A 16,463-nucleotide genomic window follows, 5' to 3' on the forward strand; every position below is an offset into this window, starting at 1 on the left:
ACGTCGCCGGCCACCCTCCGCGCTCCATAAGTGCACGCTTAAGGTCTCCCAGACCCCAAGCCAATCGGTCCAGCGCCGCGTGCGCACGAAGAGATAACTGCCTCCAAGCTGTCATGGCTTCAATTCCTGTTCTTGCGTGTTGAGACGGCGTGTGGGCTCCAGGGAGAGCATGGTCCAAGGCGTCAGGTTACCCGGGCGCTCACTCAGATCAACCCACGCTTCCCGCTGCCACCAGCGCTCACCCTCCAGCCTTACCGCAGCTTTCAGGCGCACCGTCGTTCCGCCGCCGCGCGCAGGCGAAAAAAAATCGGCTGCGGGCCCGGTCATGAGCACACTGCCCCTCGTTTCTGGTGGAGAGTTGTGAATGCGCGCTCCCAATCCCGGCTGTCCCGTCAGCGCGTCAATCAGTGCGGGGGGAGCTGAATCGATCTCGATGCGTTGCTGCCCATTGATACCCAAATGGGGCGCGATTATCTCATAGAGGCCAGAGGTCATTCCAAGGACCGAACGCAGCTCGGAGAGATCATCCAGAGCCCCATTGCGAGGCATGGACGGCCAGCCTGCAGCTCGGTACTGAGGTGCTTCTGCTCCTCCTACGCCACCTGGCGAATCGTCCGGATCGAGATAATCACGCACTCTCGACGTCAGAATCAACGCTTCGCCGGCGGACAGCCCTCCAGCTCGCTGGAACAAGGTCTGCAGCAGAGCATCGCTGGCAACGTTGACATCAACAAGCCCCCCAGAAGGCGTGATCTCCACCCACACGTCGCCCCCCCCCATGGACAGACGCTGAAAGCGATAAGCATTCCCAGCATTTCTATCGGCGAGCATCTGCTGAGCAGTCAACTCGATCGCGGAGTCCAACACCGACTCAACGCGCATGCGCTCAAGATCCAGCCCTACCCGCTGTGTCTGCTGGCGAACACTCCGTGCACTCGCCATGACGACGAGCGATAACGCTGCCACCAGCCACAGCACGAGGATCAACGCGGCCCCCCGACCACCCTTTAGAGCCGGTATCATCATTTCGCTCTCACCAGCGGGAACACCAGGGAAGGCCAATCTCCGAGGGTGTCTCCTATTTCAAGGCGGATGCGTGCGGGGTACTGACCCTTGGACGCGTCCCAGTCCTGAGTCCATTGGCCGGTACGACCATCCTGGTAGTGCCACTGCAGAGTACGAACGTTCGAAATGAGCGTTTCGCGCAAGGCACGACTCCAGTCCATAGCCATCAAAGCACCATCATAGGGAATGGCCTCCACAGTCAAATCCACCCGGCCGTCTGAATGGCGCAAAGGGGTGGTGCGGAAAACATAAAGCCCCCCGGCATCGCCGCGCTCGGGCAAGGGTGCAACCCAAATGGCACCCGCAGCATTTCCACTAAAGAAATTGACGAAGACACTGCCTTCGCGACGACTCAGCAAGCGCAGCGTATCGAATTTACGGCCCAACCATTGGCTCACAACCAACATGCGCTCGGCCCGCTCGCCCACACGCTGATTGCGCTCCTCGGTGCGGCCAATCAATCCTAAGGCTGCAAAAATCAAAGCCACCACTGCAGCGGTCACTGCCAGACCAATCAATAACTCCAGCAGCGTGAAGCCCTGGGTCAATTTGCGAGGTGCACGACTCATGGTGCGGACCTGTAGGGCTTCCAGGTGATCCAGGTCATGGCCGTGACGCCATCCCTGCTGACCTGCACCGTGACTTTGGCCGCACGCAACGGGCCCGAGGGTGCAGGACGCCCAGCCTCATCGCTCAGAAAAATCGGCTCTGGCGTTACGTCGACTCGCCAGTTCCACCCACCTGCCTGACCAGAATCTTGCCGCATGAGGTCTTCAGCAAAAATACCCGCAGCCAGCACGGACTTCGCCACCAATGCGGCCTCCACACGCGCTTGCACCCCCATCACGCTTTGCGAGCCCTGCCCCACACTGCGGTACAGACTTGCCAGTGCGATGGCAGCGATCGCCATCGCGACCAATGCCTCCAGCAGACTGAAGCCCAAAGGCTTTGTGAGACAGCGCCGCTGCCAAACAAAGCTCGCGCAAGGGGCATGCAAGCGGTTAATCGGCCGCATCATGGCTGCGCCACGGCCACAGATTGTTCAACCGTTCCGAGGAGCCAATTGACGCGAAAGGCAACACCGCTGCTACCCCTCAGTACAGAGATACGTCCTCCGCGAGCACCACCATCCGGATTGAAGATAAACAAAAGCTCGCCAGCCGGAACGACGGATTTTCCTGACCGCCCATCACCGCGCATTGCTTCCCACTGGATATTGACGGCTTCGTGAAGGTCCAGAAACAGCTTTCCGTCCACCGCCAGCCTACGCGCGTCCGGCAGGTAGGTCACCGATACAGGCCTCCCCTCCTGCACACTGAGCACACGCGCCTTGTTGAGCTGACTTGCCACGTCTCGCACTGCTTGGGTGTAGCGCGCACGCTCCAGAAATGCTTGACCACCCGCACCGACGACCGCCGTGGTGATGCTCGCGAGCACCAGCACTACCAGCAACTCCAGCAGGGTGAACCCGCAGGCGCCGCGACGCATGACTACGACGCGCGCACTAAGGCAGGAAATACCGCCAATAGACACAAATGGACCCCAGGCATCCACCGAAACGTCAGTTGTAAACGTCTGCGTTTTCGCCATCACCACCTGGCTTGCCATCAGATCCCAGAGTGAAAACATCGGGGCTGCCATTGCGGCCGGGATTTTTGTACAGGTAAGCAGCGCCCCACGGGTCCGCTGGCAACCCCTTCTTCAGATACGGGCCGTTCCAGCCTTGCGCCGTCGCAGGGCGCTCAGCTAGTGCACGCAAGCCCTCTGCATCGTTGGGATACCGCCCCACGTCCAGTTTGAACAAATCCAGACTCTGTTCAATTTCAGAAATTTGGATGCGTGCCGTCTTGGATTTGGCACCACCAAGCTGATCAAGGACTTTCGGGCCCACTAAACCCGCCAACAAAGTCAAGATCACCAACACCACCAGCAATTCAATGAGAGTGAAACCGGAGTTATTACGCGCTCGCGCATGGAATGGACTTTGCAGCTCTTTCATATTCATTTCAATATCTTCCAGAGGACTCAGAATCAAATAGTGTCATTGATAGACAAAACACCGCCCAAGATCGCAATAATGATGAACGCGACCAAGGCGCCTAAAACAATAATAATCAAGGGCTCCATGGCAGCCAGCACGCGCCCCATAGTGCGTCGCCCTTCATCCTCATAGCGATCAGCCAACCCCAACAGGGTTGCATCCAGCTGACCCGTCTCTTCCGCCACCCGGATCAGCTGGGGAGTGCTTGATCTACCCAGATACGGGGAAACAAATCCGGACGAGAGTCGCTTACCCGCCTTCACAATCCCGACCAGGGGCTCGATATCCTTGCGCAAGGCCGTATTGGTCAAGGTATCCACGGCAATGCGCAAGGCGTCTACCATCGGAACGCCTCTCTGCAACAAAATGCCGAATGTACGAAAGTAAATGGCGAACTGAAGGTTGCGCAGTACTTTGCCGAACAAAGGCAGATCCAGCAGAATGCTGTCCAAGCGCAACCTCCCCGATGGGGTGGCACTCCAGCGCGAGCCCAGAAACAAAATGACGGCCAAGACCAGGAGAATTGCCATCCAATGCAGGCGAATCATGTCGCTGAGATCAACGACAAGTCTGGTGGAAGATGGCAGCTTGTCACCCATGGAATCGAAGATTTCACGAAACTGAGGAACCACGAACGCCAACAGCAGAACCACCGAAAGCACGGCGACTATCAGCAAAATGACGGGATAGGTCATGGACGAGATGACATAGTTGCGCAGCTTGTCTTCTGCCTCCAGTTGCACGGTGAGCTCCTTGAGAACCACATGCAATGAGCCAGAGGTTTCGCCCGCACGGATCAGGACCAGATACTGCCGTCCCAGGTCACGCTCAAATGGCAGTAACGACTGGTAGAGCGACTTCCCCCCCCTTACGCCCTCCTCCACCTTCCCGACAAAGGCTCTCAGTCGATCTGTATTGGCAGTTTCCTTGAGCATGACCAGCGCCCTGTCCAAGGGCATGTTCGCCTGCTTGAGATGAGCCATCTCGCGGCTGAACAGCAGGATCTCGCTGCGCCGCAGCTTGCTGCCCCGGGCCTGCGGATCAGCCTGCACAGCCGCAGCCAAACTGTCGGTAATGCGCACTGGCGTCACCCCCTGGCCAATCAGCCTCAATCGGGCGGCTTCGACATTCTGCGCGCGCATCACACCCCGACAGGGCTTACCGTCCGACGCAATACCGTCATATTGAAATTCAATCATTTTGACGTGCAACGCGTAAGACTTCTTCAGCCGTCGTCAGTCCCTGGAATACCTTGGTAGCCCCATCCTGCAACAAGTTCCCGCCTGCATAAGAGCCATCGCCGCCCCCCAGAGAAGAGCCTCGCTCCAGTACGCCTTTTTTGACATCTTCCGTCATCAGCAGCAGTTCGTGGACCGCGAGGCGGCCACGATACCCTGTGCCCCGGCATGCAGGACAACCTACCGCCCTGTATAGGGTTTGGCCTTTGTCGAGGATCACCCCAAGCGAAGCCGCTGCCGCATCCGCCTGCTCGGCAGGTAGCGCCTGCTTGCACTCTTCGCACAGCTTTCGCACCAGCCGTTGGGCGAGTACGCCGATTACCGAGGCAGTAATCAGATATGGCTCGACACCCATGTTGATCAACCGCACGATGGCCCCCAGCGCACTGTTGGTGTGGAGCGTGGACATCACCAAGTGTCCCGTCAGCGCGGCCTGGACAGCGATCTCTGCCGTTTCACCGTCACGCATTTCCCCGATCATGATGACATCAGGGTCCTGACGCAGAAAGGAACGAAGCACCTTGGCAAAGGTAAGTCCAATCTGCGGCTGTACCTGGACCTGATTGAGCCATTGCAGCCGGTATTCGACAGGGTCCTCCACTGTGAGGATCTTGAGGTTCTCGCCTTCCAACTCCTGCATAGACGCATACAGCGTAGTGGACTTGCCCGAACCCGTGGGACCCGTCACTAAGAATATCCCGTGCGGCACGCTCAAAAGCTGTCGCATGGCCTTCAGAGTCGCCGGAGTGAAGTGCAGACTTTCCAGCGAGAGCAGGTCAAAATTCTTCTCCAGCAAGCGCATCACCACCGATTCGCCGAACATGGTTGGAATGGTGGAGACGCGGGAGTCCATTTCTTTGCCATGCACCCGCAGCTTGGTGCGCCCGTCCTGCGGCATGCGGCGCTCAGCAATATCAAGCTGAGACAGGATCTTGATGCGAGAAACGACAGCAGGTGCGTCCTTGTTGTCGATCTCATCGATCGGGTAGAGCTCGCCATCCACGCGGATGCGAACGACCGACTTTTCCTCGTACGTCTCAATGTGGATGTCCGAAGCCTGCGCTGCCACGGCCTGGGAGAGGATCTGGCTCACGCGTTGGATAATGGGCGCCTCGGACGCCATGTCCCGCAGGTGTTCGATGAATTCAGACGCCTCGAACTGGTCGGCTACGCCGTCACCCTGAGCTTCGGGATCCTCCACGTACCAGGCATTGAGCTGGGCAGCGATCTCCGACTCCAAGCCGAAAGAAATCCTGGGTACCTCGCCAAATACAAGCCGCAGCGCGTCGCACAAAGCACCGCTTTGAGGGTCCACCGAAGCGAAATCTGGCGCCGAATCCGCATCGCCCGCTTCGCCCAGAGGCAACAGGTTGTTGACGAGCAAAAAGCTGGTGTTCATCCGCGAGATGGCGGGCTTCTCCTTGGGAAAGGCGTCCTGACGTACAAGAGGCAAACCCGCTTGCCTTGCCAAAGCGGCATAGACATCCACTTCAGATACTAGACCCAGGCTGATGAGCAGCCGTCCCAGGCGCCCTCCCATGGAGCGCTGGACTTCCAGCGCCCGCTCCAAGTCATTGCGCGACAACTTCTGCTCTGCGAGCAACATTTCTCCCAGCCGGGGCGCAGCGACGTCAACGCTTTCCACTTCACCTACTTCCGCCGAGAACTTCATGACCAACGCCTTTGAACAATTTCCCACCCAACAGTGCTTGGCTGCGCTTCGCGCCACCCGGCACAACCATCATCTGCACCACAGCAGACAACGGCTCAACCGATCCAGCTCAGGGCCGATGTAATAACTGCGGTACCCCAGGAGCCTGCTCCGGAGGGGCGCGCCGCGCCAAGCAAGGTATTCTGACACGTAGCCCCCGGGATAGCCTCGGCTATCCAGACGCGATTGCAGGGCCTCGGCTTGGGCTTTTGTTGCACGGCCGAGGTTGAGCACGCGCCGCAGCACTCCGCGCCCATTCGTGACAAGGCGTAAAAGACGCATCTTCAGCCTTCGATCCTTGGCACCGAGCTGGTTGAATCCATGCTGCCGGTAGAGGATCAGCTGTTCGTCAAGGAAGGTGCGGCGCCCGCTGCTGCTCAACAGAGCGCACCACCAGTCATGCATGACGGTCTGATCAGGCAGAGGCAGCGACATCTCCAACAGCGCGCGGTTGATCATCATCGTACAACCCGTGACCTGATTGATACTGAGTAGCGCGGTAGGAGAACATGCCGCTGGATCCATGCGCTGGTGCTGCGAAAAAGAAGGCGCAATGACGTTCAGCTCTTCGTCCACAACGGTCAGATCGGAATGCACCAAGCAAGGTTGATGGACGCCCGTGGCTTGCTCCAACTGCATCAATACATGCAGGCAGCGCTCAACTTTTTCTGGCAGCCAGACGTCGTCCTGGTCGGAGAAAGCGATCCAGTGCGCATGGCAGCCTTGCAGGCTGGCTCGCATCAAATTTTCAAAGTTCTTGACAACCCCTTGTCCCATCCCAGGATGGGGCACCACGACCAAACGATCCCCGAGACGGGAACGATACGTCTCTAGCAGGGCCAGGGTGCCGTCTGTAGAACCATCGTCGCTAACCAGCAGACGAAAATTCTGATGCGTCTGCGCCAACAGAGAATCTAACTGGTCAGCCAGATACTTTGCGCCGTTGTATGTGGCCATAAGGATATCGACCAAGGGCTGCCCCGCTCGGGGCTGCAGCCCCTCGCTAGGTCGTACAGGATCGCGCGCTCCCCACACAGCCGTCACAGGCCCTCCGCCGGGTGGGGCAACGCAGCGGAGGACCGGCACTGCGCATACATCAACCTTTCATAGGCGTCGGTGATGCGCTCCCATGTGTAATAGGTATCCACGATGTCCCGGGCACGTCGACTGCGCTCAGGGTAAGCCAGTTGCCACTGGCCGACCAATTGATCCAAACGGCGCGCCAGCTCCTCCGGCGATCCGAAGTAGTCTGCAGCATCGCGTGCCACTTCTCGGTTGAACGGATTGTCGTGGGCCACCACCCAGTTGCCGCAGGCCATGGCCTCTAGCAAAGAGGGGTTGGTACCGCCGACCGAATGGCCATGGATATAGCAGGCCGCATGCGCGCGCACGCACGCCAGTTGCCGGGGATCGTAAATGCCGCCGACGAACCGCACGCATTCACTGGTGTACTGAAGCAAGCGCTGCTGATAAGCGGTGGCACCGGAGACGTCTCCCACGATCACGAGGGGCCACTCGCCGCCATGCAAGATATAGCCCTCAATGATCTCCAGGAGGTGGTTCTCCGGCTCGGGACGCGCCACTACGACCATATACTGAAACGGCACCAGTCCCCAAGCCGAGAGCGCTGAAGAATCCAGCGAGCCCTCGCGCACGGGCTCAGCACCATAGGCAATAAAACTGGAAGGCGCGCCCTTGGGATAAACGTTCTGCAGCCTCTGCGCAATAGCGTTGGCATCGGCAATCAGGCGTGTAGCAGTCAATGTCGCCACCCATTCCATGCAGCGCAGATACGCGCGCGCCGCCCAGCCCCACTTACTGCGGGCCCATTCCAGGCCATCCATATTGATCCACACAGGGGTCCCGCTGACCCGGGGCCACCAACAAGCCCAAGCGGCACCGTAGCCCAACATGTAAACCAGATCGTATCCGTGGCGGGCATCCCAAAGGCATGCACAGTCGTAGGCTAACACGGAGGCGGGCCCCCATTGCGGGCGACGCCGATAACGCACCCGAACGCCTTGGAACTGGCTATCCGCCACAGCATCCTGATCGGACTCGGCATACACCGTAACCGAGTGTCCCCGCTCTGCGAGGCGAACGGACAGCTGTTCGGCAAACGTCTCAAACCCCCCGTAGCTCGCCGGTATCCCTTTTGCCCCCAGAACGGCAATGCGCAGCGGGGCTGGACGCCCCTCCGAGCTACCTGCCTCCAACAACAATGTCAAAGGTCGGCCTCGGCGAGCAGACGGCCGGACTGGTCCTTGGCCGACAGCTGAATCTGCACGTCCAGCGTGGGCCATGCAATCGCAAGCCTGGGATCATCCCAACGGATACAGCGCTCGTGTTCGGGGCTGTAGTAGTCCGTGGTTTTGTACAGGAAATCGGCAGACTCGGAGAGCACTAAAAAACCGTGTGCCAGGCCTGGGGGAACCCAGAGTTGACGATGGTTGTCCTCCGTCAGCAGCGCCCCCACCCATTGACCAAAGGTCTGTGAGTCTTTGCGGATATCAACCGCCACATCAAATACAGCCCCGCGCACCACACGCACCAGCTTGCCCTGAGCGCGGGGCGGCAGCTGGTAGTGCAGGCCGCGCAGCACGCCCTGGCTGCTGCGGCTGTGGTTGTCCTGCACGAACGCGTCCTGCACGCCGGTGGCCTCGCGAAAGGCCTTCCCGTTGAAACTCTCGTAGAAAAATCCGCGGCTGTCACCGAACACCTTGGGTTCGATCAGTACCACGTCTGGGATGGATTGCCGTATAGCTTGCATGGCAGATCAATAAACCTTGTCGTTCAGCAGGCGCTGAAGGTACTGGCCGTAGCCATTCTTGGCCAGAGGCTTGGCCAGACGCTCCAGCTGCGCACTGTTGATCCACTGTGACCGCCAGGCAATTTCTTCCGGGCATGCGATCTTGAGGCCCTGACGGTGCTCCAGCGTGGCGATGAACTGGCTGGCCTCCAGCAGGCTTTCGTGGGTACCCGTGTCCAGCCACGCGTAGCCGCGGCCCATGATCTCTACATTCAGCTGCCCCTGCTCCAGGTACAGCCGGTTCAGGTCAGTGATTTCCAGCTCGCCGCGCGGAGACGGTTTGAGGCTCCTGGCCATCTGCGCCACCTGGCTGTCGTAGAAGTACAAGCCGGTGACGGCATAGCTGCTCTTGGGATGTGCGGGCTTTTCCTCCAGCGACAGCACCTTGCCGCTCGCATCGAACTCGGCCACACCGTAGCGCTCCGGGTCATGCACGTGATAGGCGAATACGCTGGCGCCATCAGTGCGCTGCTGCGCGTTGCCCAGCAGTTCGTGAAAGTCGTGGCCGTAGAAGATGTTGTCGCCCAGCACCAGCGCACTGGGCGCACCGGCCAGGAAAGCCTCTCCGATGATGAATGCCTGCGCCAAGCCATCCGGACTGGGCTGCACGGCATATTGCAGGTTCAGGCCCCATTGGCTGCCGTCGCCCAGCAGTTGCTCAAACCGCGGCGTGTCCTGCGGCGTGCTGATGACCAGGATGTCGCGGATGCCCGCGAGCATCAGGGTGCTCAGCGGGTAGTAGATCATGGGCTTGTCGTACACCGGCAGCAGTTGCTTGCTGATGGCCAAGGTGGCCGGATGCAGCCGGGTACCGGAGCCTCCGGCAAGGATGATGCCTTTGCGTTGCGTCATGTGAGGGTGCCGATCAGAGAATTTCAGCCAGCATGCGCGCCACGCCCGCTTGCCAGTGGGGCATCTGCAGGCCGAAGGTGGCTTGCAGCTTGCCGGTATGAAGGCGCGAGTTGTGCGGGCGCACGGCAGGAGTGGGGAATGCGCTCGTCGGGACGGGCGCAACTTCATTTGCTTTTATTTTGATAGCAGGCTGCGCTTGCTGCGCCTTCGCAATCACGAATTTTGCGTACTCGTTCCAGTTTGTTTCACCGGCTGCGACACAGTGGTACAGGCCTGCGTCCTGCGGGCGCTGCTGCAGGTGACGCAGCGCATGCGCCGTCACGTCGGCCAGCAGGTCGGCCCCCGTGGGCGCCCCCCACTGGTCGTCGATCACGGTCAGGCGATCGCGCTCCTGCGCCAGGCGCAGCATGGTCTTTGCGAAGTTGCCGCCGCGCGCCGCATAGACCCAGCTGGTGCGCAGAATGAGGTGCTTGGGGCACGCCTGCGCGATGAGCTGCTCGCCCTCGAGCTTGGTACGGCCGTACACGCTCAAGGGAGCAGGCATGTCGGTCTCGACCCAGGGGCGGCTGCCGCTGCCGTCAAAGACGTAGTCGGTGCTGTAGTGCACCAGCCATGCGCCGAGCTTCGCCGCCTCCAGCGCGATGGCGCCGGGAGTGGTGGTATTCAGCGTGCGAGCGAAATCGGCCTCGCTCTCGGCCTTGTCCACGGCAGTGTGGGCTGCGGCGTTGACGATGACGTCGGGGCGCAGGGTGCGCACCGTCTCAGCCACACCCGCAGTGTTGGCAAAGTCGCCACAGTGGTCCGTGCTGTCGTGGTCCAGCGCCGTGATCGTGCCCAGCACCGACAGGCTGCGCTGCAGTTCCCAGCCTACCTGACCGCCCTTGCCAAAAAGCAAAATGTTCATGCAGCAACGTCCGTGACGGCTGCAGTGGCGGCCTCCTGCGCATACTGGGTCTGCACCCAGGCGCGGTAAGCCCCCGTCTGCACGCTGGCCACCCAGTCAGCATGGTCCAGATACCACTGCACAGTCTTGCGGATGCCGGTATCGAAGGTCTCGGCGGGCTTCCAGCCCAGATCCCGCTCGATCTTGCGCGCATCGATGGCATAGCGGCGGTCATGACCAGGACGGTCCTTCACGTAGGTGATCTGGGTACGGTAGCTCTGGCCGTCAGCGCGGGGGCGCAGCTCGTCGAGCAGGCCGCACACCATGTTCACGATCTCGATGTTGGGCTTCTCGTTCCAGCCGCCCACGTTGTAGGTCTCGCCAGGGGCACCGGCTTCCAGCACGCGGCGGATGGCGCTGCAGTGGTCCTTCACGTAAAGCCAGTCGCGCACCTGCATGCCGTCCCCGTAAACCGGCAGGTTCTTGCCGGCCAGGGCGTTCACGATCATCAGCGGGATCAGCTTCTCGGGGAAGTGGTAGGGCCCGTAGTTGTTGCTGCAGTTGGTGGTGAGCACCGGCAGGCCATAGGTGTGGTGCCAGGCGCGCACCAGGTGGTCGCTGGCCGCCTTGCTGGCGCTGTAGGGGCTGTTGGGCTCGAACCCGCGCGTCTCCGCGAAGGCCGGGTCGGTGGGCGCCAGCGACCCGTACACCTCGTCGGTGGACACGTGCAGGAAACGGAAGGCCGCGCGCTCGCCCTCAGGCATCGCGCTCCAGTAGGCACGCACGGCTTCGAGCAGGCGGAACGAACCGACGATGTTGGTCTGGATGAAATCCTCGGGCCCGTGGATGGAGCGGTCCACATGCGACTCGGCCGCGAAGTTCACCACCGCGCGGGGCCGGTGCTCTGCCAGCAAGCGCTCCAGCAGGCCCGTGTCGCCGATGTCGCCCTGCACGAAGATGTGGCGGGGGTCGCCCTGGATGCCGTCCAGGTTGTGCAGGTTGCCCGCGTAGGTGAGCTTGTCGAGGTTGACGACGGGCTCGCTGGAGGCAGCAAGCCAGTCAAGAACGAAGTTGGCGCCGATGAAACCCGCGCCGCCAGTAACCAGAATCATAGGGAGGGCCGTGTGAAATGCCAGCTCGGCAGAACCCATGATTATCCCACCCCGCCCGGCCCCCGGGTAACAGAGTTCAACGCGGGTATTTCTGTCTGGGCCGGCGGGTCATCAGAAGTGGATGCCACGCATCATTTGCTGCAGCGCTACCGCCTCGGCGGACAACTGCGGTTTGGCATCCTTGGCGCCCTTGGCGGCGGTGGAATCCGGGAACATGCGGAAGCTCGTGTTCATGGTGATCTGCGCCACGCGCGGCACCAGGGCGTGCAGCAGTTGGCCGGTGATGCCCAGGCGCGTGGCGATGCGCACCGGCTTGAAGATGCAGGCCTGGGCGATCATGTCCGCTGCCTCTTCAGGACTCAGCGTAGGTACGTTGTTGTAGATCTTGGTGGGCGCGATCATGGGCGTGCGCACCAGGGGCATGTTGATGGTAGTGAAGGTGATGCCCTGGTCCGCGAACTCGCTAGAGGCACAACGCGTCCAGGCATCCAGTGCTGCCTTGCTGGCCACATAGGCCGAAAAGCGGGGTGCGTTGGTGAGCACGCCAATGGAGCTGATGTTGACCACATGGCCCTTGCGCTTTTCGACCATGCCAGGCAAGAAGCCCATGGTCACCCGCAGGCAGCCGAAGTAGTTCAGCTGCATGGTGCGCTCGTAATCGTGGAAGCGGTCGTAGCTCGATTCGATGGCGCGGCGGATGGAGCGGCCCGCGTTATTGATCAGGAAATCCACACCGCCATGCTTGTCGATGAGCAGCTGCACAAAGCGATCGCAGTCGGTCATGTCGGCGATGTCGGCCGAGTACGCGATGAAGCTGTAGCCTTTCGCCTTTGCCTCGGCACAGGCCTCGTCCAGCTTGTCCTGGTCGCGCCCGCAAATGATGGTGGTGGCACCCGCCTCGGCAAACTTGTGCGCCGCCGCCAGCCCGATGCCAGACGATCCACCGGTGATCAGCACCACCTTGCCCGCTACCGTGCCTTTGAGGGTGCGGTCGATGAAAAGCTCAGGATCCAGATTGCGCTCCCAGTAGTCCCACAGGCGCCAGGCGTAGTCCTTGAGGTTGGGGCAGGTCACCCCCGAACCCTTGAGAGCTGCCATGGTCTCGCGGCAGTCGAAGCGGGTGGGGTAGTTCACGAAGGTCAGCATGTCCTCCGGCAAGCCCAGGTCTTTCATGACGGCATTGCGCACGCGGCGCACGGGAGCCAGCGCCATCAGACTCTTCTTCACACTCTTGGGAATGAAGCCCAGCAGCGCTGCGTTGACGAACAGGTTCATGCGCGGCGCATGGGCGGCGCGGCTGAAGATGTCGAGCACATCCCCCACGCGGTAACCCACTGGGTCCACCAGGTGGTAACACTTCTTGGTGATGTCTTTTTGGTGGCTGATGACGTTCAGTGCGTTCACCACAAAGTCCACCGGCACGATGTTCACACGCCCGCCTTCCAGGCCCACGGTGGGCATCCAGGGTGGCAGCAGCTGGCGCAGGCGCTGGATGAGCTTGAAGAAGTAGTAGGGCCCATCGATCTTGTCCATCTCGCCGGTCTGGCTGTCGCCCACCACCATGGCCGGGCGGTACACCGTCCAGGGCACCTTGCAGTCCTGGCGCACGATCTTTTCGCTCTCGTGTTTGGTCTGGAAGTACGGGTGGTCCAGGCCCTCGGCTTCCTCGAACATGTCTTCGCGGAACACACCTTCATACAGACCTGCGGCGGCGATGGACGAGACATGGTGGAAGTGCCCGGCATCAATCGCCTTGACCAGGTCCACCGTGTTGCGCGTGCCCTCGATGTTCACGGCCACCTGGGTTTCCTCATCGGCAGCCAGGTCATACACCGCGGCCAGGTGGTAAAAGTGGTCGATCTGGCCCTTGAGCTTCTTCACGTCGTCTGCCGAGACGCCCAGCTTCTTGGCGGTGAGGTCGCCAAACACGGGGACGGCGCGTGCAGGGCCTACGCCCCAGAAGCTGCGCAGGTCGGCCACCTTGTCCGCACTTTCCTTGCGGATCAGGAAATGCACCACCGCCCCCTTGCGCTCCAGCAGCTTCTTGACCAGCCGCTTGCCAATGAACCCTGTTGCCCCCGTCACGAAATACTGCATGGATAACTCCTCTGAGATAGCTTCATTCTTGCCCAAGGCCTGCACACCCCGATTCAGCAGAAACCCGCGCCGATGCTAGGTGCCCAGCCGGCAGGCGCGCTAGATGGCACGCTCTACATTTTTAGGAGCGCGCGCCTACACCTTGCGCACCGTGCGGCGTACAGTGCGGCCATGCGTCGAAGGCAAAATCGCCCCGGCAACCCCAACCAACCGCACCATGGAGGCCTTATGGTCAAGAAACTGCAGAAACTCAGCGCTGACAAGAAGAAGAGCAACGCCCAACTGTCCAGCACCGTCAAGGACTCCGCCCAGCAGATCTGGCTGGCCGGTCTGGGTGCCTTCTCCAAGGCGCAGGAAGAAGGTGGCAAGGTGTTTGAAGCCCTGGTCAAGGAAGGCCTGACCATCCAGCGCAAGACGCAGGCCGTGGCCGAAGAAAAGATCACCGAAGCCACCAGCCGCGTGACCACCATGGCCAGCGACATCGGCTCCAAGGCCCAGGGCCAGTGGGACAAGCTCGAAAACATCTTTGAAGACCGCGTGGCCAAGGCCCTGGCCAAGCTGGGCGTGCCCTCGGCCCGCGACCTGGAAGCCCTGAGCGCCCGTGTGGACGCCCTGGCCAAGGGCAGCAAGGCTGCCCCCGCCAAAGCTGCTGCCAAGGCAGCCGCCAAGCCTGTTGCCAAGGCCCCTGCCAAGAAGGCGGCTGCAAAGAAGGCCCCGCCCGCCAAGGCAGCGGCAAAGCCTGCAGCCAAGGCCACCGCCAAGAAGGCTGTGGCCAAGAAGACCGCAACACGTGCCGCTGCCGACGCAGCCACCAGCACGCCGTCGGCCAGCTGATCACGGCTTGCCGGCGGCAAGCACCCAGCCCGCACCAAGCGGTCCGCGCGCCACGGCGCCTGGACCGCTTTTCTTTTTTTGGTGAAACCCGTGAAGTGCGCTAAAAGCGATCTGGGAGCGACACGCGCGTCCTCTTCTCATGTCGCACTGCAGCATGACTGCGTGGGTTAGAGTAGCCATCAGAGACAACGCAACAACGACACACAACGACGCGAAGGGGCCCACACACATGGTGAAGAAAGCGCCACGCCGCACCGCAGAACGCATTCTGGAAGTGACGCTGGACCTGTTCAACCGGTTCGGTGAACCCAACGTCTCCACCACCCTGATCTCGGCCGAGTTGCGCATCAGCCCTGGCAATCTCTACTACCACTACCCCGCCAAGGACGAGCTGATCAACGCGCTGTTTGATCGCTACGAAGGCTCGCTCACCGAGCTGCTGGCCGCAGCAGATGGCGTGCGCAATGTGGAGGACGCCTGGTTCTTCATGCACTCGCTGTTCGAGCTGATCTGGCAGTACCGCTTTCTGTACCGCGATCTCAACGACCTGCTGTCCAAGAACCGGCGCCTGGAAACCCACTTCCAGGCCATCCTCAAGAACAAGACCCGCGCCGTGCGCGCGATGCTCGATGGCATGGGCCGCGCAGACGCGCTGCACATCGACTCGCGCGAGCTGGAGGCCACCGCCACCAGCATGGTCGTTGTGCTCACCTACTGGCTCAGTTTTGAATACGTGCGCGACCCGCGCCGCGCGCTGGAGCCTGAAAGCGCCCAGGCCGCGCTGCTGCGCGGAGCCCACCATGTGCTGAACCTGCTCATGCCCTACCTCGAAAGCGGCCAGCGGGCCCACTTGCTGGAGCTGGTCGGCGCCTACGCCGCAGTGCCTGGCTGATACAGAGACGGCCCACCACAGACACCCAACCACAAGAACTTCCGGAGACACACACCATGGCCAAATGGACCCCCTTCCCCCACGCCGGCGACTACCAGTTCGACGCTGCGGGCGTCAAGAAGCAATGGGCACGACTGCATGGCGGTGATGCCGAACCCTGCCCCAAGGACGCAGCCGCGCTGGAAGCGTGGGCGCTGTTCCACAACGGCGACTTTGAGAAAGCGGCGGCTGCAGGCCTGGCGGCCGGTGGAGCGGGCATTACCGCAGCCAACAAGGCCACCTCCATCTACGCCAACTACCTGGAGCCCAAGGAAAAGACGCGGCTGGACCTGTTCATGCAGGTGGCCGAAAGGGCCGAGGCCCAGGCAGCCGCAGAACCGAACAACGCCAACGCCTGGTACTGGCATGCGTATGCGCTGGGCCGCTACAGCCAGGGCATCAGCGTGGCCAAGGCGCTGGCGCAGGGCCTGGGCGGCAAGGTGAAGGAGTCGCTGGAAAAGGCCATCGCCCTGTCGCCCAAACACGCCGATGCGCGCATTGCGCTGGGTGCCTTCCATGCGGAGGTGATCGACAAGGTGGGTTCGCTGATTGGCGGCATGACCTATGGCGCCAAGAAGGACACGGGCCTCAAGCTGTTCCAGGAGGCCCTCAAGCTCAACCCGGGATCGGCCATCGCCATGATTGAGTACGCCAATGCCCTCGTCATGCTGGAGGGCGACAAGAAGATGAAGGAAGCCACTGCGCTCTACGAAAAGGCCGCCACCGCAGAACCCATGGATGCCATGGAGCGGCTGGATGTGGAGATGGCACGGGCGGAACTGGAAGAAGAGTAAGAGGCATCCCCCTGAGCGGCTTTGCCGCTTCCCCCTTCTCTCGACTGGCTCCGCCATTCGGGAAGGGGGACGACACCCTCGCTGCGGGGCGGCCCT

At 61.3% G+C, this 16,463-nt stretch carries 17 protein-coding genes; 3 read left to right on the forward strand and 14 right to left on the reverse strand.

Features of this window, described 5'->3' with window-relative positions; translation table 11 throughout:
- Positions 1-111: 111 nt before the first annotated feature.
- The 14 genes from IB236_RS11375 to IB236_RS11440 all read right to left on the reverse strand — a co-directional run bounded on the left by IB236_RS11375 (position 112) and on the right by IB236_RS11440 (position 13,808).
- Positions 112-978: a general secretion pathway protein GspK gene (locus tag IB236_RS11375; RefSeq protein ID WP_370539915.1), complete on the reverse strand. Its 867-nt coding sequence runs from the start codon at positions 976-978 to the stop codon at positions 112-114.
- A 44-nt stretch (positions 979-1,022) separates the two neighbouring features.
- Positions 1,023-1,634, reverse strand: a complete 612-nt coding sequence (locus tag IB236_RS11380) for a prepilin-type N-terminal cleavage/methylation domain-containing protein (RefSeq protein ID WP_056745416.1) — start codon at positions 1,632-1,634, stop codon at positions 1,023-1,025.
- Positions 1,631-2,083 carry a prepilin-type N-terminal cleavage/methylation domain-containing protein gene (locus IB236_RS11385; protein WP_225581107.1) on the reverse strand — a complete coding sequence of 151 codons (453 nt, stop codon included), beginning with the start codon at positions 2,081-2,083 and terminating at the stop codon, positions 1,631-1,633. Before IB236_RS11385 ends, IB236_RS11380 begins: the two co-directional genes overlap by 4 nt.
- Positions 2,080-2,694: a GspH/FimT family pseudopilin gene (locus IB236_RS11390; RefSeq protein ID WP_225581108.1), complete on the reverse strand. Its 615-nt coding sequence runs from the start codon at positions 2,692-2,694 to the stop codon at positions 2,080-2,082. Before IB236_RS11390 ends, IB236_RS11385 begins: the two co-directional genes overlap by 4 nt.
- Positions 2,627-3,064, reverse strand: coding sequence for a type II secretion system major pseudopilin GspG (gene gspG / locus IB236_RS11395; protein ID WP_146870717.1), 438 nt, complete (start codon positions 3,062-3,064; stop codon positions 2,627-2,629). Before gspG ends, IB236_RS11390 begins: the two co-directional genes overlap by 68 nt.
- Before the next feature lie 32 nt (positions 3,065-3,096).
- Positions 3,097-4,305 carry a type II secretion system F family protein gene (locus IB236_RS11400; RefSeq protein ID WP_146870027.1) on the reverse strand — a complete coding sequence of 403 codons (1,209 nt, stop codon included), beginning with the start codon at positions 4,303-4,305 and terminating at the stop codon, positions 3,097-3,099.
- A complete protein-coding gene (locus IB236_RS11405; RefSeq protein ID WP_192420811.1) occupies positions 4,298-6,016 on the reverse strand; it encodes a GspE/PulE family protein in 1,719 nt (572 codons plus the stop codon). The genes IB236_RS11400 and IB236_RS11405 overlap by 8 nt, the downstream gene beginning before the upstream one ends.
- Positions 6,017-6,085: 69 nt before the next feature.
- Positions 6,086-7,012, reverse strand: coding sequence for a glycosyltransferase family 2 protein (locus IB236_RS11410; protein ID WP_146870029.1), 927 nt, complete (start codon positions 7,010-7,012; stop codon positions 6,086-6,088).
- 83 nt (positions 7,013-7,095) lie between these two features.
- A complete protein-coding gene (locus IB236_RS11415) occupies positions 7,096-8,358 on the reverse strand; it encodes a DUF1972 domain-containing protein (RefSeq protein WP_192420813.1) in 1,263 nt (420 codons plus the stop codon).
- Entirely contained in the window at positions 8,280-8,825 is a 546-nt protein-coding gene (gene rfbC, locus IB236_RS11420; RefSeq protein WP_192420815.1) for a dTDP-4-dehydrorhamnose 3,5-epimerase, read from the reverse strand. The genes IB236_RS11415 and rfbC overlap by 79 nt, the downstream gene beginning before the upstream one ends.
- Before the next feature lie 6 nt (positions 8,826-8,831).
- Complete coding sequence (gene rfbA, locus IB236_RS11425) at positions 8,832-9,716, reverse strand: glucose-1-phosphate thymidylyltransferase RfbA (protein ID WP_056745426.1); 885 nt, start codon at positions 9,714-9,716, stop codon at positions 8,832-8,834.
- Between the two features lie 13 nt (positions 9,717-9,729).
- Positions 9,730-10,620: a dTDP-4-dehydrorhamnose reductase gene (gene rfbD / locus IB236_RS11430; protein ID WP_192420817.1), complete on the reverse strand. Its 891-nt coding sequence runs from the start codon at positions 10,618-10,620 to the stop codon at positions 9,730-9,732.
- Positions 10,617-11,711 (reverse strand): dTDP-glucose 4,6-dehydratase, encoded by a 1,095-nt coding sequence (gene rfbB, locus IB236_RS11435; RefSeq protein ID WP_056745430.1) that lies wholly within the window; start codon positions 11,709-11,711, stop codon positions 10,617-10,619. The genes rfbD and rfbB overlap by 4 nt, the downstream gene beginning before the upstream one ends.
- Before the next feature lie 111 nt (positions 11,712-11,822).
- Positions 11,823-13,808: an SDR family oxidoreductase gene (locus tag IB236_RS11440; protein WP_192420819.1), complete on the reverse strand. Its 1,986-nt coding sequence runs from the start codon at positions 13,806-13,808 to the stop codon at positions 11,823-11,825.
- 228 nt (positions 13,809-14,036) lie between these two features.
- Here IB236_RS11440 and IB236_RS11445 point away from each other — a divergent pair, with 228 nt between their 5' ends.
- The 3 genes from IB236_RS11445 (at position 14,037) to IB236_RS11455 (ending at position 16,367) form a co-directional block, all read left to right on the forward strand.
- Complete coding sequence (locus IB236_RS11445; RefSeq protein ID WP_192420821.1) at positions 14,037-14,642, forward strand: phasin family protein; 606 nt, start codon at positions 14,037-14,039, stop codon at positions 14,640-14,642.
- Between the two features lie 229 nt (positions 14,643-14,871).
- On the forward strand, positions 14,872-15,534 hold the full coding sequence (locus IB236_RS11450) for a TetR/AcrR family transcriptional regulator (RefSeq protein ID WP_056059478.1): 663 nt from the start codon (positions 14,872-14,874) through the stop codon (positions 15,532-15,534).
- Positions 15,535-15,590: 56 nt separating this feature from the next.
- A complete protein-coding gene (locus tag IB236_RS11455) occupies positions 15,591-16,367 on the forward strand; it encodes a hypothetical protein (protein ID WP_192420823.1) in 777 nt (258 codons plus the stop codon).
- Positions 16,368-16,463: the final 96 nt, after the last annotated feature.

Source organism: Acidovorax sp. ACV02 (assembly GCF_014851475.1).
GTDB classification, from domain to species: Bacteria; Pseudomonadota; Gammaproteobacteria; order Burkholderiales; family Burkholderiaceae_C; genus Acidovorax; species Acidovorax delafieldii.

What these genes read in the sequence shown, in the direction of transcription:
- IB236_RS11440 (WP_192420819.1), bottom strand. Translation starts at nt 13,808, where the DNA reads ATGCAGTATTTCGTGACGGGGGCAACAGGGTTCATTGGCAAGCGGCTG.
- IB236_RS11385 (WP_225581107.1), bottom strand. Translation starts at nt 2,083, where the DNA reads ATGATGCGGCCGATTAACCGCTTGCATGCCCCTTGCGCGAGCTTTGTT.
- rfbD (WP_192420817.1), bottom strand. Translation starts at nt 10,620, where the DNA reads ATGAACATTTTGCTTTTTGGCAAGGGCGGTCAGGTAGGCTGGGAACTG.
- IB236_RS11405 (WP_192420811.1), bottom strand. Translation starts at nt 6,016, where the DNA reads ATGAAGTTCTCGGCGGAAGTAGGTGAAGTGGAAAGCGTTGACGTCGCT.
- rfbB (WP_056745430.1), bottom strand. Translation starts at nt 11,711, where the DNA reads ATGATTCTGGTTACTGGCGGCGCGGGTTTCATCGGCGCCAACTTCGTT.
- IB236_RS11380 (WP_056745416.1), bottom strand. Translation starts at nt 1,634, where the DNA reads ATGAGTCGTGCACCTCGCAAATTGACCCAGGGCTTCACGCTGCTGGAG.
- rfbC (WP_192420815.1), bottom strand. Translation starts at nt 8,825, where the DNA reads ATGCAAGCTATACGGCAATCCATCCCAGACGTGGTACTGATCGAACCC.
- rfbA (WP_056745426.1), bottom strand. Translation starts at nt 9,716, where the DNA reads ATGACGCAACGCAAAGGCATCATCCTTGCCGGAGGCTCCGGTACCCGG.
- IB236_RS11445 (WP_192420821.1), top strand. Translation starts at nt 14,037, where the DNA reads ATGGTCAAGAAACTGCAGAAACTCAGCGCTGACAAGAAGAAGAGCAAC.
- gspG (WP_146870717.1), bottom strand. Translation starts at nt 3,064, where the DNA reads ATGAAAGAGCTGCAAAGTCCATTCCATGCGCGAGCGCGTAATAACTCC.
- IB236_RS11455 (WP_192420823.1), top strand. Translation starts at nt 15,591, where the DNA reads ATGGCCAAATGGACCCCCTTCCCCCACGCCGGCGACTACCAGTTCGAC.
- IB236_RS11410 (WP_146870029.1), bottom strand. Translation starts at nt 7,012, where the DNA reads ATGGCCACATACAACGGCGCAAAGTATCTGGCTGACCAGTTAGATTCT.
- IB236_RS11415 (WP_192420813.1), bottom strand. Translation starts at nt 8,358, where the DNA reads ATGGCCCACGCTGGACGTGCAGATTCAGCTGTCGGCCAAGGACCAGTC.
- IB236_RS11400 (WP_146870027.1), bottom strand. Translation starts at nt 4,305, where the DNA reads ATGATTGAATTTCAATATGACGGTATTGCGTCGGACGGTAAGCCCTGT.
- IB236_RS11450 (WP_056059478.1), top strand. Translation starts at nt 14,872, where the DNA reads ATGGTGAAGAAAGCGCCACGCCGCACCGCAGAACGCATTCTGGAAGTG.
- IB236_RS11390 (WP_225581108.1), bottom strand. Translation starts at nt 2,694, where the DNA reads ATGTTTTCACTCTGGGATCTGATGGCAAGCCAGGTGGTGATGGCGAAA.